Origin of the sequence: Komagataeibacter melaceti, from assembly GCF_003403295.1 — a bacterium.
GTDB classification, from domain to species: Bacteria; Pseudomonadota; Alphaproteobacteria; order Acetobacterales; family Acetobacteraceae; genus Komagataeibacter; species Komagataeibacter melaceti.
In genome coordinates, this window is sequence record NZ_QUWV01000031.1 from 1 (window position 1) to 23,285 (window position 23,285).

Sequence of the window (23,285 nt, forward strand, 5' to 3'; positions counted from 1 at the left end):
TGGCGGCGGTGGTCCCGGCGGTGGCGGCCATGGGGGCGGTGGACATGGCGGGGGTGGACGGCGCTGAGACCTGAAATCCGGTAACGGGGTCGGCCCGGCTCAGCCGTGCCGCCCCGTGCCGGACAGAAGGTTCATGACCAGCACCCCGCAGATGATCAGCGCCATGCCCACCATGGCCGCAAGATCCAGTTTCTGGCCCAGCACCACCCGGCAGACCAGTGCGATCAGCACGGTGCCTACGCCCGACCAGATGGCATAGGCAACGCCGGTGGGAATGACACGCAACGCCATGGCAAGCGCGTAGAACGCCACGCCATACCCCACCACTGTCACGCAGGACGGCCACAGCCGGGTAAACCCCTGCGATAACGTAAGGCAGAACGTGGCCGTAACTTCCGCCATGATGGCGATGGCCAGATAGAGATAGGCCATGCCCCTATCCCTCCTGCCATATGGGGGACGGGGCGCGCGTGCGGGATAGGCGTGCGTAACTTCCCGCCGGGCACGCAGCGCCGCCCATGCTGCGCATACGAGTCGCGGGCTTGTACGCCACCGCTTTCCACCCTGCCGGACCGGCGTGATGTGGCCCTGACCCTACGCCCATTCCGTCATTATCCCTCATCGGGATGAGGTTTGCCCCACCCGTGGCGCAACGGCGATAAAAAACTTTCGCACGCTCACAGGAAACCTTCGCTTTGCTGAAACGATTCATGTATAGCGTAGATAGGAGGTATGAACCATGAGCAACTCTGCACGTATGATCGCCCATCTGCTGATCACGGTTCGCCTGAGCACGCGCAACCGCCCTTCCACACCGGTTTCCCAGCCTGCAAAGGACTGAAACCGCAGGCTGAACGCCCGCTCAACGATCCCGCTGGTCATGTTATGACATAGTGGCCATCCTGCCCGCCTGTTTCAGGCGGGTGATCAGGGCTGGCAGTTCATCATGATGCAGCAGGAAGACGTTGTTTGACCGGGCCAGCGCACGGGCTGGCAGGGTGTAATCAGCATTGGAAACAACGGCGGCAAAGTCGGCGCGGTAATGCAACCGCGCGGCGGCGACCTGCTGCACCGCTTCATTCCCCACCGCATTGCGGTACAATTTGCACTGCACGACCAGCCGCACGCCATTGCGGGTTGCGACCACATCGGCCCCCTGATCACTACCGGGGGGTGTGGCGCGTGCATCCCACCCCGCGCGGCGCAGGGTGTGGGCGCAATAGCGTTCATAGGCGATCGGGTCCATGGTCGGGGTGAACCTGGTGTCATCATGCCTGCCGCCCGATGTGGCGAGCGGCTGGCGGGCCACATATTCAATGCGCGCCAGCACCGTGCCCGCAATGGCGGGCCATGTATCCTGCCACCGGGCGCGGCGCAGGGCAGGCTGGAGCACTGTCCTGACGAACTCCGTCTGTTCGCGCCGCCACTTGCCCGTACGTTCCACCCCGTAACTGTTGACCTGCACAAGCTGCCTGCGCCGGATGCGCAGGGTCTCGGCATGGCGGCTTACCAAACGGTAGCACAACCGCAACGCCCGCCTGCGGCGCAGCCGACGCCAGCCAGAGCGCAGGATCGGCCACATTGCCACGACCGCCCCCGCCGCCAGCATGTCATGCACCAGCCCGGCGGGCAGCGCCCCGGATGCGGGGCTGGCGGCCCCGGCCGTGAAATAGAGCGGTGTCTCCCCATGGCGTGGGGGCTGGCGGCGCAGCAGCACGGCATCGCCATGGCGCTCGAGCATCTGCCACCGGGCATCCGTATCCACGCGGCGGCAGTGTAATTGCGCCAGCGCGTGCTCCCGTCCCTCACCCGCCAGCGCACCCGCACGGCGCAGCGCGTCGGGCTGCGCACAGCCTATGGCAGCAGGGGCCAGCCTGTAGGTCTCATCGGCTGCCATGGCGGGCTGCGCATCCACTCCGCAGGCCAGCAGCAATCCGTAACACAGCCATGCCGCGATCCCTGCCCGCATCGTCCTGCCATCACTCCCTGCCCTGTTTTGCGGGCCGCACACTAAAGGATGAGAACAAAATAAGAAAGTATGGAAAGTCCCTTTATGTGCACAATGGTCTTTCCGCCCGCGCGCGCGTAGGATCAGGCCATGCGAATCTGTTTTATCGGTGACAGTTACGTCACGGGAACGGGCGATGAAGCCTGTCAGGGCTGGGCCGGGCGGCTATGCGCCATGGAGCGTCGGGGCGGGCGGGATGTCACCCTGTACAATCTGGGCGTACGGGGGCAGACCAGCCGTGACATCGCGCGGCGCTGGCGGCAGGAAACGGCCCCACGCCTTGACGGGCGCGATGAGGGCGGGATCGTCCTGTCATTCGGGGTGAATGACTGCGCACGCATGGCAGGCGGGCAGCCACGGGTCAGCGCGCCGGAAAGCCTGAAGACAACCCGGCTGATGCTGGAGGGAGCGCGCCAGCTCTGCCCGGTGCTGATGGTGGGGCCACCACCCGTGGGCCATGATGACCTTGATGCCCGCACGCATGCCCTTTCAGCCGCCATGGCGGATCTGTGCATGAAGCTGTCGGTGCCCTTCCTGCCCATATGGGAACCGCTGCGCATGGACCCGCTCTGGTGCGCCGAAATCGCGCATGGCGACGGGCTTCACCCCGCAGGCGGTGGTTATGCCGCACTGGCCCGGCTGGTCCATCAATGGCCCGCATGGCGGGCATGGATGCGCACGGTCGCCCCCCTGCGCGCGCGGGCGTGAAGCCATCCGCCCTTTCACTTGGCATAACGGCGCGTTATCGCCACATTAGGATGCGCGATCCGCTGGTCGGCGCTTTTTTTAATAAAGGCATACAGACATGAAAACGCTCGTATCATGCGCCCTGCTGGGCGTGCTGGTTGTGGCCTGCGCCCCGGCCGCCCATGCCGAAGTGCCCGAGGGGGAACTGAACTCCCTGTACATCCGGCCCGAAGTGCAGTTGCCTGCCGCTTCCCTGACCTTTCCCAATTACCCGATAGTGGATGACTGCACGACCGAATTTGGCGATGCAGTCACCAATGCCTGCGTCACGGCGGAAAAGGAACGTGCCCTGGTCCTGCAACCTGAATGGGATGCGTATCAGGACAGTGACAAGATCGCCTGCCAGGAGGACGTGACCCGCGTCCGCCATATCCAGCTTTACAAGAACCTGGCTTACTGCCTTGACAGCCGCCGCTATGAAACATGGCGCCGGGCGCATCCGCAGGGGCACTGATACCTGCGGCTACCCCGCCGATTCAGTCGCGTGCGATATGACAACTGGCGTCATCATGGCTGTGGTCATAATCGACATCACGGTTGGCGCCACTGTCCCCATGCACGATACGGCGCGGGCGGGCGGGATGGGGTGACAGCACGGACATATCCATCTCAGCCCCCTCGTAACCCAACCCCGCCGCATCCAGCACGCTGGGCGGCAGCGCGGCCAGCGTAAGTGGTGCATGCACGTTGTCACGCGCCGCCTGCATGGCCTGCGGATGGGCGGCCTGCCATGCGGCGGAGGCCCAGAGGTAGAACGGGATCTCATAGGCCGCGCGCACATCGCCATGCGTGGGGATGCCAGCGGTACATTCCCCAACCCGCACCCCATGGTCGGACACGTAGAACAAAGCCGCCGGGCCGCCATGGGCCTGCAGGCTGGCGACTACATGCGCCAACATATGATCGGTATAGGCAATGCTGTTGTCATATGGCGTGCCGATCCCGCCAAACGCCGCGGGGTAGCGGTCGGCCGCGTTTTCATGGCTGCCGAACAGATGCAGCACGATGAAGACCGGCCCCTTCGCCCCCCTGATCGCACCATCAACCACCGGCAACATCCGTTCATCCAGCACCGGGCTGCTCATCAGGCCGCCATGGACGGTAGTATAGGCGATATGATGCGCCTGCTCGGAATAGGCGCCGATCACACTGTCATACGGGCCAAGGCGGGGATGGTTGCTGATCCACCATGTATCGTATCCCGCCGCGTTGAACACCGATACAAGGTCATGGCCGGACACCGAGCCAGAGCGCAGCCGGTCATAGCCCGACAGGATGACCGGCACCGCGCCGACCGTGTAATCGAAGGGCGTGACCATATCGTCAAAATGCAGCAGGTCCGGAACCTGCTCCATCTCCGGGGTGGTGGGCACGCCGTATCCATACATGTGGTGATGGTCGCGTCGCGCGCTTTCCCCAATGGCCAGCACGATGACCTGCGGCATGTCAGGCTGTGGCGGGGCGAGGAAGTGGACGGGTTCATGGCTTATGCGCCGGGCCATGTCGGTCAGGCGGCGGGTTTCACGCCGGGCGGCGACATAGCCGGTCAGCATGCTCCACGGCCATGCCCGGTCGAAACGGGAATGAATGGCCACCATCGGGTTCTCGGTCCCGCCGCGCGTGGGCGGCAGGTGCTGCCATAGCCGCACCGTCGGCACCACGATCCATGCCGTAAGCACGGCCATGCCCACAAGGCGCGCCACCGGCCGCATGCGCACGACCGGCCCGCGCGGGCGGGACAGGTAAAGCCCCACCAGTATGCTCCACACCCCCACCCATATACAGAGATAGGGCAGCACCGGCCGCACGTACCCCAGCACGACCGGGGCGGAGCAGTAAAACAGGATCAACCACAGCGGGTAGCCCGGCGGCACGCCGCTGATATGGATGTAGTAAAGTGCCGCGGGCAACAGCAGCACAACGGGCCAGAACAGCGCCACCAGCACGCGCCTGCTGTTGCAGGCCAGCGCCAGCACCAGCCATATCGCCCCCGCGCGCGTCACCCCCTGCAACGCCGTACAGGCGGGCAGCAGCACCAGTACGGCCATAAGGCCCGGCAGCACGTCCAGCCACCGATAATGGGTTGGCCAGCGCCTGCGTAGGCGGGATTCCGGTCCGTACGGCGTGTTCATTCCGGTTTCATGCCATGGGCGCCCGGCCACGGGTAGTCCCGCCGCGCCGGGCGATGGCACGTTTGTGAATGAACAGGTGCGCGTGGCTGCTTTTTATACCCTACCCGGACGCTTAATAATGCGCCCCCCGCAGGCCCATGCCGACGGGTGCCAGAAAAAACGAAATTACAGAACCAGAATTACAAAGGCAGGCAAACGTACCATGGCAAAAATCAAGGTCAAGAATCCCGTTGTCGAAATGGATGGTGACGAGATGACCCGCATCATCTGGCATTTCATCCGCGACCGGCTGATCGTGCCCTATCTGGATATCGACCTGAAATATTACGACCTCGGCATCCGCCACCGTGACGAGACGGACGACCGCGTAACCGTGGAAGCAGCCGAGGCCGTGCGCCGCTACGGCGTGGGCGTGAAATGCGCCACCATCACCCCCGATGAGGCACGGGTGGAGGAATTCGGCCTCAAAAAGATGTGGCGCTCCCCCAACGGGACCATCCGCAACATCCTTGACGGCACGATCTTCCGTGAGCCGATCATCTGCGCCAACGTGCCCCGCCTTGTCCCGCACTGGACCCAGCCGATCGTGATCGGCCGCCATGCCTATGGCGACATCTACCGCGCGGCCGAAACCCGCATTCCCGGCCCCGGCAAGGTCACGCTGCGCTACACCCCGGCCGATGGCGGGCCGGAGCAGGTGCTGGACGTGCATGACTTCAAGGGCCCCGGCGTGGCGCTGGGCATGCACAATACCCGCGCCTCCATCGAAGGGTTCGCGCGTGCTTCCCTGTCCTACGGGCGTGACCGGAAACTGCCGGTGTACCTGTCCACCAAGAACACCATCCTCAAGGCCTATGACGGCATGTTCAAGGATGTGTTCCAGGAAGTGTACGAGCGTGAATTCAAGGCCGATTTCGAGAAGCTGGGCCTGACCTACGAACACCGCCTGATTGATGACATGGTGGCCTGCGCGCTGAAGTGGAAGGGCGGCTATGTCTGGGCGTGCAAGAACTATGATGGCGATGTGGAAAGCGACATCGTGGCGCAGGGTTTCGGCAGCCTTGGCCTCATGACCTCGGTGCTGCTGAACCCGACCGGCGACGTGGTGGAGGCCGAGGCCGCCCACGGCACCGTCACCCGCCATTTCCGTGAATACCAGAAGGGCCGCCCCACCAGCACCAACCCCATCGCCTCCATCTTCGCATGGACGCGCGGGCTGGCCTATCGCGGCAGGTTTGATGACACGCCGGATGTGACCCATTTCGCCAACACGCTGGAGCGCGTGTGTATCGAAACGGTCGAAGGCGGCCAGATGACCAAGGACCTGGCGCTGCTGGTCGGCAACGGCACCAAGTGGCTCGACACGCAGCCGTTCCTTGACGTGCTGGACGAAAAGCTGCGCGCCGCCCTGTCCTGACCCGCATGGGGCAACGGGGCGGGACAGCCGCCCCGTTCATGCCCGGCCGGATACGGCATGCCTTGCCCGCATGGGTGAAAAATCATCCATGCGGGAAGATGTGCCTACCTGCCGCGCGGAGGGCATGATTATATGGCTGCATGCACGAACCGACACCCGCCACACCACCCCAGCCCCCGGCCCAAGCCACGCAGCAGACACCATGGCTGGAAGGCGGGCTGGAGCGCCTGTTCTTCCGGGCGCGCTGGATATGCGCGCCGCTTTACTTCGGCCTGACGGCGGGGCTGCTGGTCATTCTGGTCAAATTCCTGCAGACCGCATGGGTTCTGGTGCGTGACAGCTACACGCTGGAATTCGATGATGTGTTTGTTGGCATCCTCGACATGATCGACCTGGTGCTGCTGGCCAACCTGCTGCTGATCGTGATGTTCGCGGGGTACGAGAACTTCGTCTCCAAGCTGGATGTGCGCAACCACCGCGACTTTCCCGACTGGATCGGCCATGTCACCTTTGGTGATATCAAGATCAAGCTCATGGCCTCGATCGTGGCCATGTCCGCCATCCATGTGCTGGCCGATTTCATCCGGGTGAACGAGATTTCCAGCCGCACGCTGGGGTGGAGCGTGGGCATCCATCTGGCCTTTGTCGTCTCAGGGCTGCTGCTGGCGCTGATGGACCGGATGATGGAAACCCCGGCCAGCCACACGGACACCACCCGGCCGGAACAGCATTAGCGCGGCAGGTCAGGCTGGCCCGGATTTCTGTGCCGCGGCTTCCGTGCGGGCTTCGCGTAGGGCCTGCTGGGTCAGGCGTTCTTCATTGCGGCGCAGGAAGATGATGCTGATGACCAGCCCCACCGTCACCACCGCCCCCAGCCCGATGCTGGCGGGGCCGGAAACCTGCGTGACCTTGCGCCCGAGATAGTAGGCCCCCGTGGCATAACCCCCCGCCCAGCATAACCCGCCCAGTGCGTTGAACAGCATGAAGCGCGGCCACGGCATGTGATTGGCCCCGGCCAGCAACGCCACGAACACCCGCAGGAGTGCCACGAACCGCCCGAAAAAGACGATGGCGCTGCCATGGTGGCGGAACAGGAAGCGGCCCAGCAGGAGCCGGTCCGGGGTAAGGCGGATACGCGCCCCATATTTCTGCAACAGCGGCAGGCCGACCTTGCGCCCGATCAGGTAGCCGATATTGTCGCCCACCACCGCGCCGATCACGGCGGCCAGGGCCACCCACTGGATATCAAGCCGGTGTGTCGCGGCGCAGTACAGTGAGGCGGAAATGATCAGCGTTTCCGCCGGTAGCGGAAGGCCCATGCTTTCCAGCATCACGATTGTCGTAATCACCCCGTACCCGTAATGCTGGAACAGATATTCAAGATGGTGCAGCAGTGTTCAGTCCTCCGTCCCGGCAGATCAGGCATGGTTTGCTGTGCCGGAACACAGGCGGACATGCACGCCCCCGGCCTGAACCCGGTTCAGGACACGGGCGGACAAGACAGGCGCACCTGCGGCCACCAACCTGAAATCCGGCTGGCACAATGGGTGAAACGGACCCGCAGCAGAACCGGATTTAGCGAATATCTGTCACGCGTTTTTTCAATCAGCTCCGGCAGCTTTGCCCGGCGGCGCTGTTATACCGCTGAAGCGGTAAGAAACGGATAACGTATCATGTCCGGCTCCGGATCATGTTCCATCCGGTCCATGCCGGGGCACATGACACCCCGACGGCGGACCTGCGCGACGGAGCTTGATCAGCGGTAAAGTTTAATGATAGCAGCAATACTATATTCAGTTTAAATTCCCCGGAATAATTCAAATCATAAAGTCATCCGTGAAAAAATATGCTTAGTGAATCCAGTTATAACCTGTGGGCTTTATGGTGTATTGTTTCCGCTGCCATTATTTTCAATACGAAGCCGTTCATACGGGATAAAATATATGAAAGTAAAAGCCGCGAATATAACATTGATGGGCTGAGATATATCCTCGCATCTCTTGTCGCGTTCCAGCACAAGGCTTTTTTCTTCAACCTTTATAACACCGGCATCTGGTCCATAGACTATCACCTTGCGTTCTATGTCGGGAAATTTGCCGTATCCATTTTCTTCATCATCTCCGGTTACCTGCTGGGAAATGTCAGCCCGCATGGCCGGGAATGGGCGGGATTTTATATAAAACGCTTCATGCGCGTCGCACCCATGACGTATGTCTCGGCACTGGCCTGCATCCTCATCGCCGTGGCCATTGGCGTGCACCACGGAAATGCGGCGGATTTTTCCCACGTTTTTTTCTGGTTTGATGCAGGGCTGACCAATATCCGCCCGCCTGTTTACGGGTTTGAAAATAGCCGCCTGATCAATGCCGGTGTCACGTGGTCGCTCATGTGGGAATGGCTGTTCTATTTTTCATTGCCCTTCCTTTCCATTCCCTTCCTGAAAAAGCGCAGGTTGCAGGTTTTTCTTGCGGCCCTTGCCATCCTTACAACCATTTACACCGTAAGCGTGTACCTGGGGCTGGAAGATGGTCCGAATTACTACAACAGGTATTCCGTCCTTGGCCCGGTTTATGCCTCCCTGTTCTGTATCGGGTGCATTATCCGGCAGGTGCGCAACCGCTACCTCAGGTCCGTTGTCGTACCCCGCAGGATTGTGGACTGGCTTTCCCTTACCCTGCTGCTCATCTTTTTCATCAGCGCGCAGAGTTATGACCCCCTGACAATGCCCTCTGTCTTTGCTTACGGGCTTTTCTTTCTCTGTTTCGTGCTGGGGGCCAACTGGTTCGGGCTGCTGCGGCTACGCGGGGTGATCCTGCTGGGGGATGCCAGCTACAGCATTTACCTGCTGCACGGGACAGGCTGGTTCCTGCTGGATATGTTCTGTTTCCACTTCGGCATAAACCACAATACTTACCTGTATTATGCGTTCATGACCGTTGGCTGGTACATGATATGCTATCTATCCATCACGACATTCGAGATCATAGAACGGTACTTCATCCATCTGGGCGCGCATATTACCCACCGGCTGAAACTGCATAACCCCGCGCCGCGATGATGGCCCAAAGACACCCCGGTCAGCGCCGTATCCATTCCCGCCGTTCCGGCGCGCGCCGCTCCCACCCCCTGCGCTCCAGTTCCGGCGTGCTGGCTACTTCCGCCGGGTAGCCCACGCACAGATACGCCACCAGTTCCAGCGTCGGGTCCACATCCAGAATCGCCCGGACCCGTTCGGGGTCGATAATGGACACCCACCCGACGCCCACACCCACCGCCGTTGCCGCCAGCCAGAACGTATGAATGGCCATGACCGTGGACCATGTGGTTGTCTGCGGCATGGTCCCGCGCCCAAGCCCACGCCCCTGCGCGGGTTCGGGGTGCGACAGCACGGCGATATGATGTGGCGCGTCATCCAGTCCGGCCAGTTTCAGGCGGGCATAACGCAGGGCGTCGGCACCGGTCCGGTCCGACAACGCATCGGCATTGCAGCGGGTAAAATCCTGCCTGACCGCATCCCGCCGCCGGGGGTCATCCACCCGCACGAAACGCCATGGCTCGCTCAACCCGACAGAGGGCGCAAGGCAGGCGACACGCAGCAGTTCATCCAGCACGGGCTCCGGCACAGGGTCGCGCCGGAAATGCCGCACATCGCGCCGCCAGCGGAACAGGTCGTGCAACTGGTCCATGAACAGGGGGGTGAATTCAGGCATGGTGGTCATGCCCCCTTCTTTCGTTCATTGCAGCCCGTCTGTCACGCCCCGCATGCCCCTACCCTGCCGCGCCCGGGCGGGCGGCCACCTGAAACAGCAGGTAACGCCGCCTTTTTGAAAAAAGGCGGCACCCCAAGCTTTTTATTATTCAGTGGGCATGAAAATGGCGGCACATCCCGATGTGCCGCCACAGTCATGCATGCAGGATCGGCAGGCCTGGCCCGCCGGGGCTCAGCCCCGGTCCCAACCGCGCAGGGCGAGCAGGGAGGGCGATCCCTCCATCCCGACATGGCAGCCGGACGGCACGGCTATACTGGGCAACGTCGCCAGCAGCATCATCCCCTGCCTGCGATAGGCAGCGCCCACCCATGCGGCAACGCGCTGGCGGGTGGAGCGGAAGGAGAAAGAGCGGGGAGACAGGGAAAATCCCACAGAGGGGACAGGAGAAAAACTACGCATCGAGGCGTTTCCCGTGAGCCTAGCGGGCGATCTTGCCGCATGCTGCTCCTGCCGCGCACGCTACGCCGCAACCGGGTGGTTGCAAATATAATATTTTCGCAGATTTCCGGGCTGATCCATGCTCTTTTCGCAGAGCTTGTTCCGGCAGGTGTTGCATGAAAAATACACCTGCCGGAAGGCCGATTCAGTCAGATACAGCCAACCTGCCACGAAGCCCGCCATTCCTGCCCCGGCTGGAGATGAAATACGCCGGGACGGGTGGAAAATTCGCCCGTGAATCCCACCGGGCTGGCCAGCCCGTACCATGGCTCGATACAGATGAAATCACCGCCCGGTTTCATCCATATGCCCAGCTGCGCGAATCCTTCCCATGTCAGCCGCAGGCCGGGGCCGTCGGGAATACGATAGGTCACGCCCCGGCTGCGGGGCCGGTCCAGAATCAGCGCATCCTGTGCGAACAGCGACTCATCAAGATGCAGCACACGCCCCGTTATGGGTGTGGGAAAGGATTCGGGCAGCAGCAGGCCCCCGTTCAGGCGGCGCACATTTTCAGGTTCGGGCTGGTCGAACTCGATAACATGGCGGTCCTTGGCCACACTGGGCGCAAGCGGCCAGACAAAGGCCGGGTGCGCCCCCAGCGATGCAGGCAGGACGCGGGTGGCATCGGGGTTGGTGACGCAGTAATCCACGGTCAGCCGCCCCTCCGCCACGCGGTATTCAATGACAAGGCTGAACGCGAAGGGGAACATCTGGCGCGTCTGCGGCGTATCCACCAGTTCCAGACGGCAGCCGGTCTCATCACTCGCGATCCAGCGGAATTCGCTATCACGGGCAAAGCCATGCTGCGTCATGTGGTAGTTCTGGCCATCAATCCGCGCCGTATCATCCACCAACCGCCCCACGATGGGGAACAGCACCGGCGCCTGCCGCCGCCATGGCTCATGCCCGCCCCACAGCAGGTCACGGCCATCGGCACGCAGGCCACACAGTTCGGCCCCATGCAGGCGCACGCTCACGCCAAGGCGGCCATCACCAAAGGTATGGATGTCTTCTGTCATGCTGGCGGCTCCATCGGTTTTTCACAATGGGCCTACCATGCACGATCGGGCCGGGCCCTCCTATCCGTGTGGCGCGGGGGCGGCTATGCCGGCACGGGTGGAATTACTGGTGGCGGGCTGCAGCTTGAGGGTCAGGCGCTCCACCGAAAATGCGAGCCGCGCCCCGCTGCTGCGCGATGTGAACTTGATGTAGATGCCGCTATTGTTTTCCATGACGGCACCGCCCGTGCCCGCGCCAACCGTGGCCTCGCCCTGCACGGACCAGTACGTGCCCTCGATATCCTGTATGCGGTACAGGTTATAGACAGTGCCGACCGCATGGGTTTTGGAAAACCCGATGGCCGCCCCCGAGCCACCATGCACGCTGAAAGGGTAATCGCGCCCTTCAAACGTCAGGACGCCCTTCCCCCAGGAGACACCGGCCCCCAGGTCAGCCGCGGACAGCGTGAAGCTGATCGTGGCGGTATGTTCACCCAGCGCATCCACCGCGCGTGCATGGGTGACCGGACCAATGGCGGACAGGGACATGACAGCCGCCGCAGCGGCCAGAGATGCAAGGCGCAAAAGCAGACTCCATGACTTCTGGCGAGCAGCGTCGCCCCAGATCCTTACATGGCCGACATGGTTTTCATGTCACCCATGGATTGTGCCTTACAAATACCAGCTATGCAAATTATATCATGGACATGTTACCGCCTTCTTTCAGCGTGGCTTCGCCCCTGCTGGTGTCACCGGGGCCAACTGGGCGCGTGCCTCCCCATTGGGCAGGGCGGCGGTATGCAGGTTGACGTAAATCTGGCCATCCTGAAGGGCCCGCGCCTGCTCGGACGAAAGCAGGACGGCCCCATGCTGGCCGGACTTGTAAGGTGCGGGAATGGGCACAAGCACGCCCGCTTCCTCCCCCGCCGGGGCAGGACCATGGAAATGCGCGGCCACCACCGGCCCGCTCAGCCCGGTCCATGTAATGGTGTACCTGACCAGGTTGGTGCGGGTATTGAGCGCGGCCCGGACCGTACCATCGGGATGGGACGTAGCCCCATGTTCCGCCGTGAAGTGGCCTTCCAGCCGGACGGTCGCGGCAAGGGCGGGCGACGCCACCGCCATGCTGGCCACGACAAGAGCGGGCAGAGTGGAAAAACGGATCAATGTCACCTCCGCTACAGGCTACTGCCTGCGTGCAATATCTTAATACTTTATTTCTTGATGTAATATTTATGCTGCCTGCACCTATCAGATGCATGAACCACCGGCATGCGCAACATAAATCCGTACCGGCGGCGCACCCTTATATATCAAGCGGGCGTGGACGCTCCATCCACCTCAGATCGGGACTGAACCACAGCGAGACCCGCCGGTAACACACACCCCGGCGCGGCCACAGCACGCCTGCCAGATTATAAGCGCCCAGCCAGTGACAGTTCATCACGACACCCTCCGCATGGACGGGACGGCCCGCATCACCAGGGATGCGAATCCGATATGAAACGCCCGGCATCCGTAATCATGCCAAAGGCAAAGTAGCATACCGCGGCGCCAAGCACCATCAGCAGGCAGGACAGGATCATGCGCATTCATGCCATGTGCCACCGATGCCCCGATGCCGCAAGCATGCCGCATGCACCCCTATCCCACGCCCGTCCCGCCGGAGGCGGCATAGACCTGCCCGGTGATGTAACTGGCCGCCGACGAGGCCAGCAGGACATAGACGGGCGCGAGTTCCACCGGCTGGCCCGCGCGGCCCATCGGGGTCTCGCCGCCGAAATTGTGGATGTTCTCCTCCGTCTGGCCACCGCTGATCTGCAGCGCCGTCCAGAACGGGCCGGGGGCGACCGCGTTCACCCGGATGCCCCGGTGGACCATCTGCTTGGCCAGTGATTTGACAAAGGCGACGATGGCCCCCTTCGTCGCGGAATAATCAAGCAGGATCTCGGACGGGCTGAACGCATTGACCGAAGCCGTGGCGATGATGCTGCCCCCGCGTGGCATGAGGGGAATGGCCGCCCGGCTCAGGTAAAACAGCGCATAGATATTGGTGTGGAAGGTCGTGTCGAACTGCTCGTCGGTAATATCCAGGATCGAGGCCTGATGGCGCTGGAACCCCGCATTGCTGACCAGTATGTCCAGCCCGCCCAGTTCCGCATGCGCGCGCCCGGGCAGTTCCGTGCAGTATTTACGCTCCCGCAGGTCACCGGGCAGGGCTACCGCCTTGCGCCCTTCCGCGCGGATCAGGGCAATGACCTCACGCGCGTCGGGTTCTTCCTGCGGCAGGTAGGCAATGGCCACATCCGCCCCCTCACGCGCATAGGCAATGGCCGCCGCCCGGCCGATACCGGAATCCCCGCCCGTAATCAGCGCCTTGCGCCCCGCCAGCCTGCCGGAACCATGGTAGCTGGTCTCGCCATGGTCGGGGCGCGGCGTCATTTTGCCCGCAAGGCCGGGCCATGGCTGCGACTGTTCGGGGAACGGCGGGCGGGGATAGGCGTTTTCCGGATCAACCAATGGAGACTGCGCGGGTGCGGCCGCCGTGTCCGCCGCCTGCGCCCGGCCCGTGGCGGATGCCGTGACAATACCGGCGGCAACCCCCGCCAGAACCGCGCGACGTGATGAGGAAGGGATACTGTCGTCAGGCATGGTGGAATGCTCCCTGTTATGCCGGACCGTGGGCCCGATTTACAGATTAGAACATATCCCCCGCCGCACGGTTGCCTGCCGCGGGCGTTTTCCGCCTGCCCCCAGATCAGGGCAGGGCTGCGATACCGGTAATCTCGACCTTCCAGCGCGGGTCGGCCAGCCGGGCCTCCACCGTGGCGCGGGCGGGTTTGCTGTCAGGGTCAAGCCATGCGTCCCATGCGCGGTTCATCGCGGCCATATCGTTCATGTCGGCCAGGAAAATCTGGACCGAAAGCAGCCGCGCGCTGCTTGTGCCTGCCTCCGCCAGCAGGGCGTCGATCTGGCGCAGGATATCCGCTGTCTGGCCCTGCGCATCCAGTGTCGGGTCATCGGCAACCTGTCCGGCCAGATAGACCACGCCGCCATGCACCACAGCGCCGGTCAGCCGTTCCTCGGGTTGCAGGCGGCGGATGGTCATGGCTGGCTCCTTTTCTGAATCCGTCATGGATGTATCATGACAGCGGATATTAACGGTGACGGTACATTTCATACAGTGCGACCGCCGCCGCGTTGGATACGTTCAGGCTTTCCATCTGGCTGCTCATGGCGAGGCCCGCGATTTCATCGCAATGCTCCCGCGTCAGCCGCCGCAGGCCCGCCCCTTCCGCGCCCAGCACAAGCGCCACGCGCCGCTGGCTGAAGGATGCGCCATCCAGTATGCCGCCCCCCGCATCCAGCCCGACAACCCACAGGCCACGGGTCTTAAGCGCTTCGAGCATGCGCGAGAGGTTGACCACCCGTATCAGCGGCACGATTTCCAGCGCGCCTGATGCCGCGCGTGCCAGCGTGCCGGTTTCCTCCGGTGCGTTCCGGTCCTGCATCACCACCGCCACGGCGCCGAATGCCGCCGCCGAACGCAGGATCGCACCCACATTGCGCGGGTCCGTGACCTGATCGAGCACCAGCACCGGCCCCGGCTGTTCCAGCACGGTATCAAGATCCGGCGGGGTCAGCATGTCCACAAGCAGCGCCATGCCCTGATGCACGGCATCCGGTCCGCACAGGGTATCAAGCCGGGCGCGCTCGGTCCGCACCGGCTGGATGGGCAGGCCCCCTTCCAGCCGGGCGGACAGGGTTTCCTGTGCTTCCGCCGTGACCAGAAGCTGGCGGGGCCTGCGGGCCGGATTTTCCAGCGCGGCCTGAACGGCGTGCAGGCCGTACAGCCAGCATGTGCCACGCGGGGCCGAGGCCACGCCACGGCCACCCCGACCGCCACGTTCAGGCGCATGGCGGGAAGATGGGGCGGAATGTGCCGCGGACGAAGCGCCGCGACGGCGGGGGGTGCGCATGTTCATGGTCGTTTCTTAAGCCCAACCGCGCGCCACGTCATTCCCCCAAATGGGGAGAAGGTGAAGTTTTTCGTGCCAGCTATTGACTCCCCCCACCATAACCCTTATTTACCGCGCCAACCCGGAGGGATGCCCGAGTGGCTAAAGGGGGCGGACTGTAAATCCGCTGGTGTACGCCTACGTTGGTTCGAATCCAACTCCCTCCACCAACTACCTTTCCCATAAAATAATACGCTGTATCACAGGGCTGGCTTTGCTGCCCCGGCTACAGACGTACAATCGCCGCCTGAAAGCATTTACTTATAAATAAGTATTAAAAGCTTTTGGGTGCCGCCTTTTTTTTCAAAAAGGCGGCGTTTCCTGAAGCTTTTTGAAAAAAGCTTCACCAAAAACTTTCTTAACTACAGGTCATTCCTGACCCGCGCCGCTGCCCATCGTCTTCCATGCATGCAAGGCCCGTTCGCGCGCCAGACGGTGGTCCACGATCGGTGCCGGATAGCCACGCGGAATTTCCGTTTCCCATGGCGTATGAATGGCCTTATCGGACAGGCAGGCGAGTTCAGGCACCCAGCGGCGGATGTAAGCCCCATGCGGGTCGAATTTGCGGGACTGGAGCACCGGATTCATGATGCGGAAATAGGGCGCGGCATCCACGCCGGTTCCCGCATTCCACTGCCAGTTCATCGGGTTGCTGGCCGGATCATGGTCAACCAGTGTGTCCGCAAACCACTGTTCGCCCTGCCGCCAGTCAATCAACAGGTGCTTTACAAGAAAAGATGCCACAACCATGCGCACGCGGTTATGCATCCAGCCTGTATGCCATAGTTCCCGCATGCCGGCATCCACCAGCGGATAGCCCGTCTGGCCCTGCTGCCACCGCGCAAGCCCGGCAGGATCGTCACGCCACGGCATGGCGTCAAATTCGGGCCGCAGGTTCCGCGTCGCCATATCCGGGGCGGAAAACAGCAATGACCACGCGAAATCCCGCCATGCGAGTTCCATCAGAAACCGTTCGGGAAAACCCTTTTCCGTCGCGCCATGCCAGATCTGCGCGGCAGTAACATGGCCAAAGCGCAGGAAGGGAGACAGGCGTGAGCTTGCATTCTCCGCCGGGAAGTCCCGCGCGGTTGCGTAAGTATCCAGCCCGTCGCGCATAAAATGGGCGAAACGGTCATGGGCCTCCCCTTCTCCGGGCGTCCACATTTCCTGCAGTCCGCCGGTCCAGTCGGGCCGGGTGGGGAGAAGACCGTAATCCCCCTGTTGCGGGAGCAGTCCGGCAGGCGGGGACGCAAGCGGGGCGAAGGCCAGTTTTTCGGGCGCGGGCGCAGGCGGAAAAGGCGTTGGATGCGTCTCCCGCATGCCGCGCCAGAAAGCGGTAAAGATTTTATATTGCCCACCCGCGCGCGTGCGGATGCGCCACGGTTCATGCAGCAGCCCGCCGGGAAAGCTGTGGACGGCAATGCCCTCCGCCCTGAGCCCGGCCTTGATGGCCGTATCCGTCTCGCGCCCCTTCAGGTCATAACGGCGGTTCCACACAACCGTATCCGCACCGGTATGGCTGACAATTTCCGTCAGCACCTGACCTGCGGGACCACGAAAAACATGCAGGCTTCCGCCCATCCTGCGCAGGTCGCCATCAAGCGAGCGGATGGCCCGGTCCAGCCACCACCGCGCGGCCGCGCCGGGCAGGTGTGCCTCATCCAGAATCACGACACATAGTATCGGCTTGTGCAGCTTTTCCGCTTCCAGCAATGCCGGATTATCAGCAAGGCGGAAATCATCGCGGAACCAGACAATGGTGGGCGCGTGTATCAGGCCATCTCTCCTTCACCCCGGCGTAAGAAAACAGGACAAAATGTTTATGGCACAGGATGCAACCGGACAACATGCCGGTGGCAAATACTGAAACCCATATTCATGAAAGCCGCCAGACTGGTTCCGGCCGTTAACTGTGTGGCAGGAAACGGATGTCAGTCTGGGCCGCAGGCAGAGGCGGCGGAAACGGGTTACGGGGTATGTACATGGCTGTGTCGCCATTTTTCAGGAACCCGGCGTTATTCGAAGCTTTTTGAAAAAAGCTTCACCAAAAACTTCTTTCTGAGTGGTGGAATATTTCCTGGAGGGTTTTTCAGGCAGATTCTGAAATCCAGATCATAAATTACAATTTATACTTTGCGCAGCCTGCAATCAGGAACCCACAATCCCTTGCAATCCAGTCCGGATTCATATCGGGAGGACTTTCAAAATCATGTGAAACCGTGCGGTTCCGCCCTGAATATTATGGAAATCTCCCTCCCGCCCCACGCTATACTTTTGCACACAATAATCGGATGGAAAGATACAGATGGCGAGATCACACCTTACCCTGGCCGCATGCCTCCTCCTTGCCACGACCGCCAGCGTGGCAGGCCATGCCCAGACCGTCGCCTCCGGCCATCGGGACATCCTGCTCCAGACCGATCACGCATGGAATGACATGCCATACGGGAATTACCCCACCACCCGCCCGGAACTGACCATGCTCCGGCTGACCATACCGGCCCATACCGCCCTGCCATGGCACACCCACCCCATACCCAACGCGGGCTACGTATTGCAGGGCCAGTTGACAATTCATGACCGGGAAACAGGAAAAAGCAGAACTTTCCATCAGGGTGAGGCGTTTGCTGAGTCGGTCAATGACACGCATCGCGGTGAATCAGGCGACACCACGACCATCGTGCTGCTGACCTATGCCGGGACACCGGGCACTCCCACATCCATCCCCGCCAAGGGGGAAAAGCCGGAATACTGACGCCCGGCGCGCGGAAACGGGGGCACCGTTAAAGCGGTAACCGGCATGCCATTTTATTGTGCCAATACAATGCGGATACAGCCACAGGGGCGGCGCGGTAACACTAAAATATAAATTGGCGTTCCCTGTTGCCTGACAGGCTGTGCCGTTCCACACTGCCGCCCGCGTTACGCGGGTTGGCCGCGGCAAAGTGTAATGAGACGACACACAGGATAAAGAGGCAGCAATGTCGGACATCACACGGATATCTTCCCCGTTACTGGAGAAGTTGCCGCTTGCCGTCATGATCGCGGATGTGTCCGGCTGTATCGTTTACGGCAATCCCCGCGCGTGCCACCTGACCGGATACGACTCCACGGAACTGGAACAGGCCCGGATCGGCCGGCTTTTCCCCGACAGCCTGCCCCCCTCCGGCACCGGCTGCGGCACGGTGGATGACACGTCCCCCTACCGTGACCCGACAGGGCTGGCCGTGATCTCGACCTGCGCTGCGGGGTGCCACACCACGCTGCGCCGCCGGGACGGGCTGAAAATACCCGTGCGCCTGTGCCGTGAAAGCGTGAACTGGAACGGCACCCCCTACGAACTGCTCACCCTGCAGGACTGCCGGGAAGAAGAGGGCCTGCGTGAAGAAATCGAGATCAGCCGGCTGATCGTGCACGCGACCGACCGGGGCATCCTCTCGCTTGATCCGCACTGTCACATTACCCACGCCAACAGGGCCATCACCACGCTGCTTGGCGTGGAGGCGAACGCCCTGCACGGCGTGGCCTTCGGCGCGCTGCTGTCCGGCGGGGACAGTGACATAGAGACCCTGCGCCAGTTCCACCATCACCTCGCCCGGCGCACCGGGTTTGAACTGGACGTACGCACCCGTGGCCCGCGCGGCACGGAACTGCGCCTGCGCTGCGCGGTCACGCCGCATTATGGCACGGACGGCGCGCTGACCGACATCATCGTCATCCTGCATGACATTACGCAGGACCGGCAGTTGCGCGAACTCCAGCGCGATGTGGTCGAGGCACTGACGGACCAGTTCCCGCTGGATGAAATGCTGGACTTCATGTGCCGCCGCATCGAACTGATCGCGCCGGACTGCCTGGCCGTGGCCATGCTCAGCACCGGCGCCATCCTGCGGCCCGGCGGGCATGGCAGCATTCCCATGCCCATGCTTCACGCGCTGGAGGGGATGGAGGCCAGCACAACCGGCGGGGCCTGCGGCACGGCAATCGTCACGGCTGAAGAAGTGGTCGTGCCGGATTTCATGACCGAGACACGCTGGCCCGCCCTGCGCGAGATTGCCCTCCAGCACGGGCTGGGGGCGGAATGGACGGTGCCCATCATCCTGCGCAACGGGGATGTGGCGGGCAGCTTCTCGCTCTATTTCCGCAAGCCCGGCCTGCCCGATGCATGGCACCGGCGCATCGTCAGTGCCTGCACGCATCTGGCCATGCTTGCGATCGAGCAGCAGCGCAGCCGCGAATCCATCCTGCGCCTGTCCTATACCGACCGCCTGACCAGCCTGCCCAACCGCATGTGGCTCAACCGCCGCATGCAGGAACTGGACAACCGCATGGGCGCCAGCCCCATAAGCCTGCTGATCATCGACCTCGACCGCTTCCGCAAGATCGTGGAGGCACTTGGGCAGGGCCGCGCGGACCAGTTGCTGCTGGCGCTCGCGCACCGCCTGCGTGACAGCATCATGGGCCGTGACGTGCTGATCCGCACGGAAGGGGATGAATTCGTCATCCTGACGGAAGAAAACGCCGCCGATGTCACGCTGCTGGCCGAACGGACCATCCACCAGCTTGAAGAACCCTTCACCATTGACGGCATCCCGGTCAGCGTATCGGGCAGTATCGGCATCAGCACCCATGCTGATGGGCAGGATGTCGAGGAATCACTGCGTCAGGCCTATACCGCACTGGCGCAGGCCAAGAAGGCGGGGCGGGGGTGCTACCGCTTCTTCCACCCGTCCATGAGCGAACAGACCAATGACCACGTCATCCTTGCCTCCAACCTGCGCGAGGCGATTGCCGACCGGCGGCTTACCCTTGTCTATCAGCCGCAGGTAAACGTCGCCACGGGCGCGCTGCATGGGGTGGAGGCCCTGTCGCGATGGAATGACCCGGTTCTGGGCGCGGTGCCGCCGGGGCGGTTCATTCCCGTGGCGGAGGAAACCGGGCAGATCCGCGCACTGGGCGCATGGTCGCTGCGGATGGCGTGCGAACAGATGGCCAACTGGATCGCGCGCGGCGTTCCGGTGCCGACCGTATCGGTCAACCTGTCCGCCATCCAGTTCCAGGACCCTGAACTGGTGTCACAGCTTGCCACGGTCCTGCACCAGACCAACGTGCCGCCGGAACGGCTGATCGTGGAGCTGACCGAAACCACCATGATTGAAAACTTCGAGCAGACGATGACCACGGCGCTCGCCATCCGCAATCTGGGCATCGGGCTGTCAATGGATGATTTCGGCACGGGATATTCCAGCCTCGCCAACCTTGCCAGCCTGCCGCTGAGCGAAGTCAAGATCGACCGCAGCTTCATGAAGGGTTTCGGCAGTACCGGCAATGTCCGGCAGGTGGTGACCGCCATCATCCGCATCGGCCACACGCTGGGCATGACCGTAATTGCCGAGGGGGTGGAAGAACCCGACCAGTGCAACGAACTGCGCGCCATCGGCTGTGACGTGATACAGGGCTATTATTTCGCCCGCCCGATGGATACCGCTTCACTTGATACATGGCTCCGCCAGCGCCGGGCCGAGCCTGTCACCTGCCCGTAACCGGGCCGCGGGCTTCCTGCCCGCCCTTTCCCTTTCAACACGATACCAGAACTGGCCATGTCCGCGCGCCCTGCCCCCATTGCCGTGATCGGCAGCACGAATATTGATTTTGTCGTCCATGTCAGCCGCTTTCCGCACCCCGGTGAGACACTGCATGTCCGGACTTCCGCAACGGGGCTGGGGGGCAAGGGCGCCAATCAGGCCGTTGCCGTGGCCAAGCTGGGGCAGGCCGTGGAACTGGCGGGCTGGACCGGGCAGGACATGCTGGCCGACATGGCCCGCACCACACTATGCAAGGCCGGGGTTGGCACCCGCTGGCTGCTGACAGATGCACAAAGCGGTACCGGGCGTGCCTTCATCACCATAAACGAGGCAGGCCAGAACCAGATACTGGTTGATGGCGGGGCCAACATGGCGCACGGGGCAGAAGCGTGCCCCCAGCTTTCCCCCGTGCTGGCGGATGCCTCCATGGTGATGATGCAGATGGAAATGGACCCGGCTCTGCTGGTGGCGCTGGCCCGGCAGGCGCGTGAGCGGAACATTCCCGTCATGCTGGACCCCGCCCCCGTGCCCGCATCCGGCCTGCCCGACGCATTGTATGCGCTGGCCGACATCATCACCCCCAATGAAAATGAAACGCGCGACCTGACCGGCATCCTGCCCACGGACAGGGCCAGCGCCCTGCGTGCGGCCGAGATCCTGCACGCACGCGGCACCGGCACCGCCATCATCAAGCTGGGCGCGCGCGGCGTGGTCTATTCCACCATTCGCCCCACCGGTGGGGAAGATGCACAGGGGTTCATCCCCGCCTTTCCCGTGCGGGCCATTGATACGGTTGCGGCGGGGGACTGTTTCAATGCCGGGCTGGCCACGGCCCTTGCGCAGGGCCAGCCGCTGGGCATGGCCGTACGCCACGGCGCAGCCTGCGGCGCGCTGGCCACCACGCGGGCAGGTGCCGCGCAGGCTGCACCAGATGCGGCCGAGGTCGCGGCCCTGCTGGCAGGCGGGCAGGCATGACCCTGCACGCTGCCAACCCTGCATGCCCATGACCTTGCACGCTGGCGCGCAGGCAGTATAGTCCGTCATAACAAGTCAGCGGTCCCGTGCGAGCGGGCGAAAAAGGGAATACCGTAAACCCCGGCAGGGTGTGTTCACACCCGGGGGCGCAGTCGGTAACTGTACCCGCAACTGTAGGCGGAGAGTGCTTCATCCAGCGCTGCGACAGGCAGCAACCACTGGCTCCGGCCGGGAAGGTAGGAGAAGTGCCGTGACCCGCAAGTCAGGAGACCTGCCGCTGTCCTTCAACAATATCGCCGGGCGGGCATGACCGGAGATGGACACGAGACCATGGCCCCGACCAGCTAGCATCCCGTTCCCCCGCAATAACCCGGCTGCGGTACATGACCGCCGCCATATGCCGGCCCGGAACAGGTCGGCCCCATCCTGACGGGATGTTCCTGACTTCATGAAATCATTTACCCTTTCCCCCGCGCACCCGACGCTGGCGCGCCTCATGCTGCTTTCCTGCGCCCTGATGGCCGGAAACTTCGGGGGGAGCGCCCATGCGCAGGCGCCGCGCACCCAGCTTGCCGATGACCAGGCACGCCTTGGCAATTCCGGTCCCCTGATTGCACAGATCGACCCCACGACAGTGCGCGATTCAGTCCGCGCCAATGCCGACGCGGCAGCCGCCGCCAGCCCGGATGACGGCGACAGACTCGACACCAGCGGCAACCTGCTGGGGGACATGGGCGGCGCGCGGCCATGGCTGTACAAGCACGGCATCAGCTTCGACATTCAGGAAGTCGATGAACTGTGGGGCAACGGCACCGGCGGCTCCGCATCGGGCAATGACGGGGCGGCCGGTTCGGGCACCGGGCCAGCCTATGACGGCGTGACCATGCCCACCCTGACCGTCGATACCGAAAAGCTGTTCGGCCTGAAGGGCGGCCTGTTCAATGTCAGCGCGCTGCAGACACGCGGGCGCTCGATCTCGCAGGACCACCTGGCCAATTTCAACCCCGTCAGCGGGTTCGAGGCCGACCGGTCCACCCGCCTGTTCGAGCTGTGGTACCAGCAGTCCTTTCTTGGGGACAAGCTGGACGTGAAGATCGGCCAGCAGGACCTTGATACCGAATTCCTGATCAGCGATTACGCATCGCTCTACCTCAACGCCAATTTCGGCTGGCCCATGGCGCCATCGGTCAACCTGT

22 protein-coding genes, 1 tRNA gene and 1 riboswitch are annotated in these 23,285 nt (G+C 62.8%); of the genes, 10 read left to right on the forward strand and 13 right to left on the reverse strand.

The window, feature by feature from the left end; genetic code table 11:
- Window positions 1-99 precede the first annotated feature (99 nt).
- On the reverse strand, window positions 100-432 hold the full coding sequence (locus DY926_RS03970) for a DMT family transporter (RefSeq protein ID WP_116702187.1): 333 nt from the start codon (window positions 430-432) through the stop codon (window positions 100-102).
- A 451-nt stretch (window positions 433-883) separates the two neighbouring features.
- The gene (locus DY926_RS03975; RefSeq protein ID WP_116702188.1) at window positions 884-1,969 is read right to left on the reverse strand and encodes a restriction endonuclease; all 1,086 of its coding nucleotides are present in this window, start codon (window positions 1,967-1,969) and stop codon (window positions 884-886) included.
- A 129-nt stretch (window positions 1,970-2,098) separates the two neighbouring features.
- Here DY926_RS03975 and DY926_RS03980 point away from each other — a divergent pair, with 129 nt between their 5' ends.
- A complete protein-coding gene (locus tag DY926_RS03980; RefSeq protein WP_116702189.1) occupies window positions 2,099-2,716 on the forward strand; it encodes a GDSL-type esterase/lipase family protein in 618 nt (205 codons plus the stop codon).
- 97 nt (window positions 2,717-2,813) lie between these two features.
- On the forward strand, window positions 2,814-3,209 hold the full coding sequence (locus DY926_RS03985) for a hypothetical protein (RefSeq protein ID WP_116702190.1): 396 nt from the start codon (window positions 2,814-2,816) through the stop codon (window positions 3,207-3,209).
- A gap of 22 nt (window positions 3,210-3,231) precedes the next feature.
- Here the strand turns inward: DY926_RS03985 and DY926_RS03990 are convergent, their stop codons facing one another.
- Window positions 3,232-4,887, reverse strand: coding sequence for a phosphoethanolamine transferase (locus DY926_RS03990; protein WP_116702191.1), 1,656 nt, complete (start codon window positions 4,885-4,887; stop codon window positions 3,232-3,234).
- A 202-nt stretch (window positions 4,888-5,089) separates the two neighbouring features.
- On the opposite strand from DY926_RS03990, the gene DY926_RS03995 reads away from it, so the two are divergent.
- Together DY926_RS03995 and DY926_RS04000 are read left to right on the forward strand one after the other, a co-directional pair.
- Window positions 5,090-6,304, forward strand: coding sequence for an NADP-dependent isocitrate dehydrogenase (locus DY926_RS03995; RefSeq protein WP_116702192.1), 1,215 nt, complete (start codon window positions 5,090-5,092; stop codon window positions 6,302-6,304).
- Between the two features lie 140 nt (window positions 6,305-6,444).
- Window positions 6,445-7,038 carry a TIGR00645 family protein gene (locus tag DY926_RS04000; protein ID WP_116702193.1) on the forward strand — a complete coding sequence of 198 codons (594 nt, stop codon included), beginning with the start codon at window positions 6,445-6,447 and terminating at the stop codon, window positions 7,036-7,038.
- Window positions 7,039-7,047: 9 nt separating this feature from the next.
- Here DY926_RS04000 and DY926_RS04005 read toward each other — a convergent pair whose 3' ends face one another.
- Window positions 7,048-7,698, reverse strand: coding sequence for a DedA family protein (locus DY926_RS04005; RefSeq protein WP_186336073.1), 651 nt, complete (start codon window positions 7,696-7,698; stop codon window positions 7,048-7,050).
- 452 nt (window positions 7,699-8,150) lie between these two features.
- On the opposite strand from DY926_RS04005, the gene DY926_RS04010 reads away from it, so the two are divergent.
- A complete protein-coding gene (locus DY926_RS04010) occupies window positions 8,151-9,362 on the forward strand; it encodes an acyltransferase family protein (protein ID WP_116702195.1) in 1,212 nt (403 codons plus the stop codon).
- A 19-nt stretch (window positions 9,363-9,381) separates the two neighbouring features.
- Here DY926_RS04010 and bluB read toward each other — a convergent pair whose 3' ends face one another.
- From bluB to rlmB, 8 genes are all read right to left on the reverse strand, one after another.
- Entirely contained in the window at window positions 9,382-10,023 is a 642-nt protein-coding gene (bluB, locus tag DY926_RS04015) for a 5,6-dimethylbenzimidazole synthase (protein ID WP_186336071.1), read from the reverse strand.
- A 222-nt stretch (window positions 10,024-10,245) separates the two neighbouring features.
- Window positions 10,246-10,473, reverse strand: coding sequence for a hypothetical protein (locus DY926_RS04020; RefSeq protein WP_186336072.1), 228 nt, complete (start codon window positions 10,471-10,473; stop codon window positions 10,246-10,248).
- A 188-nt stretch (window positions 10,474-10,661) separates the two neighbouring features.
- Entirely contained in the window at window positions 10,662-11,531 is an 870-nt protein-coding gene (locus tag DY926_RS04025; protein ID WP_116702196.1) for an aldose 1-epimerase family protein, read from the reverse strand.
- Between the two features lie 60 nt (window positions 11,532-11,591).
- A complete protein-coding gene (locus DY926_RS04030) occupies window positions 11,592-12,059 on the reverse strand; it encodes a hypothetical protein (RefSeq protein WP_116702204.1) in 468 nt (155 codons plus the stop codon).
- Window positions 12,060-12,233: 174 nt separating this feature from the next.
- Complete coding sequence (locus DY926_RS04035; RefSeq protein ID WP_241503049.1) at window positions 12,234-12,677, reverse strand: CHRD domain-containing protein; 444 nt, start codon at window positions 12,675-12,677, stop codon at window positions 12,234-12,236.
- Between the two features lie 477 nt (window positions 12,678-13,154).
- Window positions 13,155-14,162: an SDR family oxidoreductase gene (locus DY926_RS04040; RefSeq protein WP_241503050.1), complete on the reverse strand. Its 1,008-nt coding sequence runs from the start codon at window positions 14,160-14,162 to the stop codon at window positions 13,155-13,157.
- 106 nt (window positions 14,163-14,268) lie between these two features.
- Complete coding sequence (locus tag DY926_RS04045; RefSeq protein WP_116702207.1) at window positions 14,269-14,619, reverse strand: RidA family protein; 351 nt, start codon at window positions 14,617-14,619, stop codon at window positions 14,269-14,271.
- 49 nt (window positions 14,620-14,668) lie between these two features.
- Entirely contained in the window at window positions 14,669-15,496 is an 828-nt protein-coding gene (gene rlmB, locus DY926_RS04050; RefSeq protein ID WP_116702197.1) for a 23S rRNA (guanosine(2251)-2'-O)-methyltransferase RlmB, read from the reverse strand.
- Window positions 15,497-15,613: 117 nt separating this feature from the next.
- Between rlmB and DY926_RS04055 the strand changes: the two genes are divergently transcribed.
- Window positions 15,614-15,699 (forward strand) — tRNA-Tyr (locus DY926_RS04055).
- 199 nt (window positions 15,700-15,898) lie between these two features.
- On the opposite strand, the gene DY926_RS04060 is transcribed toward DY926_RS04055, so the two are convergent.
- Window positions 15,899-17,305: a cryptochrome/photolyase family protein gene (locus DY926_RS04060; protein ID WP_116702198.1), complete on the reverse strand. Its 1,407-nt coding sequence runs from the start codon at window positions 17,303-17,305 to the stop codon at window positions 15,899-15,901.
- A 529-nt stretch (window positions 17,306-17,834) separates the two neighbouring features.
- Here DY926_RS04060 and DY926_RS04065 point away from each other — a divergent pair.
- From DY926_RS04065 to DY926_RS04080, 4 genes are all read left to right on the forward strand, one after another.
- Window positions 17,835-18,284, forward strand: a complete 450-nt coding sequence (locus DY926_RS04065; protein WP_116702199.1) for a cupin domain-containing protein — start codon at window positions 17,835-17,837, stop codon at window positions 18,282-18,284.
- Window positions 18,285-18,510: 226 nt separating this feature from the next.
- Window positions 18,511-21,072, forward strand: a complete 2,562-nt coding sequence (locus DY926_RS04070) for an EAL domain-containing protein (RefSeq protein ID WP_116702200.1) — start codon at window positions 18,511-18,513, stop codon at window positions 21,070-21,072.
- Window positions 21,073-21,129: 57 nt separating this feature from the next.
- A complete protein-coding gene (locus tag DY926_RS04075) occupies window positions 21,130-22,089 on the forward strand; it encodes a ribokinase (RefSeq protein ID WP_116702201.1) in 960 nt (319 codons plus the stop codon).
- Between the two features lie 62 nt (window positions 22,090-22,151).
- A riboswitch (cobalamin riboswitch) is annotated at window positions 22,152-22,382 on the forward strand.
- Window positions 22,383-22,606: 224 nt separating this feature from the next.
- On the forward strand, window positions 22,607-23,285 hold a 679-nt coding region (locus DY926_RS04080), incomplete at its 3' end, for a carbohydrate porin (RefSeq protein WP_241503051.1).

What these genes read in the sequence shown, in the direction of transcription:
- DY926_RS03970 (WP_116702187.1), bottom strand. Translation starts at nt 432, where the DNA reads ATGGCCTATCTCTATCTGGCCATCGCCATCATGGCGGAAGTTACGGCC.
- DY926_RS04045 (WP_116702207.1), bottom strand. Translation starts at nt 14,619, where the DNA reads ATGACCATCCGCCGCCTGCAACCCGAGGAACGGCTGACCGGCGCTGTG.
- DY926_RS04025 (WP_116702196.1), bottom strand. Translation starts at nt 11,531, where the DNA reads ATGACAGAAGACATCCATACCTTTGGTGATGGCCGCCTTGGCGTGAGC.
- rlmB (WP_116702197.1), bottom strand. Translation starts at nt 15,496, where the DNA reads ATGAACATGCGCACCCCCCGCCGTCGCGGCGCTTCGTCCGCGGCACAT.
- DY926_RS03980 (WP_116702189.1), top strand. Translation starts at nt 2,099, where the DNA reads ATGCGAATCTGTTTTATCGGTGACAGTTACGTCACGGGAACGGGCGAT.
- DY926_RS03995 (WP_116702192.1), top strand. Translation starts at nt 5,090, where the DNA reads ATGGCAAAAATCAAGGTCAAGAATCCCGTTGTCGAAATGGATGGTGAC.
- DY926_RS04040 (WP_241503050.1), bottom strand. Translation starts at nt 14,162, where the DNA reads ATGCCTGACGACAGTATCCCTTCCTCATCACGTCGCGCGGTTCTGGCG.
- DY926_RS03985 (WP_116702190.1), top strand. Translation starts at nt 2,814, where the DNA reads ATGAAAACGCTCGTATCATGCGCCCTGCTGGGCGTGCTGGTTGTGGCC.
- DY926_RS04020 (WP_186336072.1), bottom strand. Translation starts at nt 10,473, where the DNA reads ATGCGTAGTTTTTCTCCTGTCCCCTCTGTGGGATTTTCCCTGTCTCCC.
- DY926_RS04000 (WP_116702193.1), top strand. Translation starts at nt 6,445, where the DNA reads ATGCACGAACCGACACCCGCCACACCACCCCAGCCCCCGGCCCAAGCC.
- DY926_RS03990 (WP_116702191.1), bottom strand. Translation starts at nt 4,887, where the DNA reads ATGAACACGCCGTACGGACCGGAATCCCGCCTACGCAGGCGCTGGCCA.
- bluB (WP_186336071.1), bottom strand. Translation starts at nt 10,023, where the DNA reads ATGACCACCATGCCTGAATTCACCCCCCTGTTCATGGACCAGTTGCAC.
- DY926_RS04030 (WP_116702204.1), bottom strand. Translation starts at nt 12,059, where the DNA reads ATGTCCCTGTCCGCCATTGGTCCGGTCACCCATGCACGCGCGGTGGAT.
- DY926_RS04075 (WP_116702201.1), top strand. Translation starts at nt 21,130, where the DNA reads ATGTCCGCGCGCCCTGCCCCCATTGCCGTGATCGGCAGCACGAATATT.
- DY926_RS04070 (WP_116702200.1), top strand. Translation starts at nt 18,511, where the DNA reads ATGTCGGACATCACACGGATATCTTCCCCGTTACTGGAGAAGTTGCCG.
- DY926_RS04010 (WP_116702195.1), top strand. Translation starts at nt 8,151, where the DNA reads ATGCTTAGTGAATCCAGTTATAACCTGTGGGCTTTATGGTGTATTGTT.
- DY926_RS04065 (WP_116702199.1), top strand. Translation starts at nt 17,835, where the DNA reads ATGGCGAGATCACACCTTACCCTGGCCGCATGCCTCCTCCTTGCCACG.
- DY926_RS03975 (WP_116702188.1), bottom strand. Translation starts at nt 1,969, where the DNA reads ATGCGGGCAGGGATCGCGGCATGGCTGTGTTACGGATTGCTGCTGGCC.